This is a genomic window from Anaerolineales bacterium (genome assembly GCA_022866145.1).
Classification (GTDB): domain Bacteria; phylum Chloroflexota; class Anaerolineae; order Anaerolineales; family E44-bin32; genus PFL42.
On the sequence record JALHUE010000411.1, the window covers coordinates 1 to 1,596 of the forward strand.

Sequence of the window (1,596 nt, forward strand, 5' to 3'; positions counted from 1 at the left end):
CAGTGCGAGCTCGGCGAACCGGACTCCAGCGGCCGGCGCCGCCCGATCCCCATCGAGGGATCGAACTTCACCGTCTCTGCCGACACGGCCATCCTGGCCCTGGGCTACTGGCCGGATCCGGCTGTGGGAAAGACGACCCCGGACATGAAGACCGACAAGTGGGGGCAGATCATCGCCGATAAGGAGACGGGCGCCACCTCCAAGCCTGGCGTGTATGCCGGGGGCGACGCTGTCACCGGCCCCGACCTGGTGGTCACGGCCATGGCCGGGGGGCGACGAGCTGCGGGCACGATCATCGAGTACCTCAAGGCCTGATCCGTACTTGCCGTCCCTCACCCCGCGAACGACAATCCGCCTCCGAGCCCTCGGAGGCGGTTAAGTCCCAGGGCTCTGAAAGGAGCCGCCCCCCATGCTTCAGGCGTCAGCTCTTGCCCAGTACCTGAAGACGTCGGCAGCGGCGTTAGGGTTCGACCTGGCTGGCATCACCCGGCCCACCGCCGTTCGCCACCACTCCGTCTTCAACGCCTGGGTAGCCGCCGGCCGGCATGGAGCCATGGGATACCTGGCGACGGAGCGCGCCCTGGAGGTGCGGCGTGACCCGCGCCGGCTGTATCCGGCCTGCCGCTCGATCCTCGTCGTGGCGGCGAACTATGCCCCCGCACCGCAGTACCAGACCGCACCCTGGCAGATGGATCTTGCCGCCTACGCGCTCGGCCAGGACTATCACGAGGTCCTGAGCGACCGGCTGCGCCGGCTTGTGGCTGACCTCGAAGCCCAGGTTGGGAGACCTGTCGGCCACCGCATCTACACCGACACTGGCCCGGTGATGGAGCGCGAATTGGCCCAGCAGGCAGGGCTGGGGTGGATCGGGCGCAACACCTGTTTGATCCATCCGCGCCGCGGCTCGTATCTGTTTCTGGCTGAGGTCCTGCTGGACCTGGACCTGCCGTCCGATCCGCCCTTCAAGCCGGACCGCTGTGGTTCCTGTCGTCGCTGTGTGGAGGCCTGCCCGACAGGGTGCATTCTGCCGGATCGTACCCTCGACGCCCGCCGCTGCATCTCCTACCTGACCATAGAACTCCGGGGCCGCATCCCTCTCGAACTCCGGCCGGCCATCGGGAGTTGGGGGTTCGGCTGTGACCTGTGCCAGCAGGTATGCCCGTGGAACCTGTGCTTCGCTACACCGACCGGGGATCCCGCCTTCCAGCCGCCAGCGCTGCTGCGCTGGCCGAGGGCGCTCGATTTCTTGCGCCTTACCCCAGAGAAGATCCAGCTCGACCTGCGTCACAGTCCGCTGAGGCGAGCCCGGCGAAGCGGGCTGGTACGCAACGCCGCCATCGTCGCCGGCAACCTGAGGGACCCGGCGGCTCCGCCGGCCCTGGCCGTCCTGCTGGAGAGGGAAACCGATCCGGACCTGCGCGAGGCGGCTGCCTGGGCGCTCGGCCGCTTCCCGGGCAAAAGCGGCCAGACCTGAGGCGGCCCGGAGCGGCCCACCGCCAACCTGCACACAGGATGAGGCAAGGTGGGGGGGATTCTCCACCTTGGCTTGTGTCCTCGACTTGCCGAGGCGCGCTGGGCCCAGGACGCCCAGCGGAC

Annotated in this window: 2 protein-coding genes; both read left to right on the forward strand. The window is 68.7% G+C overall.

Features of this window, described 5'->3' with window-relative positions; translation table 11 throughout:
* On the forward strand, positions 1-315 hold a 315-nt coding region (locus tag MUO23_12280), incomplete at its 5' end, for an FAD-dependent oxidoreductase (GenBank protein ID MCJ7513735.1).
* A gap of 94 nt (positions 316-409) precedes the next feature.
* Positions 410-1,474: a tRNA epoxyqueuosine(34) reductase QueG gene (gene queG, locus MUO23_12285; GenBank protein MCJ7513736.1), complete on the forward strand. Its 1,065-nt coding sequence runs from the start codon at positions 410-412 to the stop codon at positions 1,472-1,474.
* The last annotated feature ends 122 nt before the right edge of the window (positions 1,475-1,596 follow it).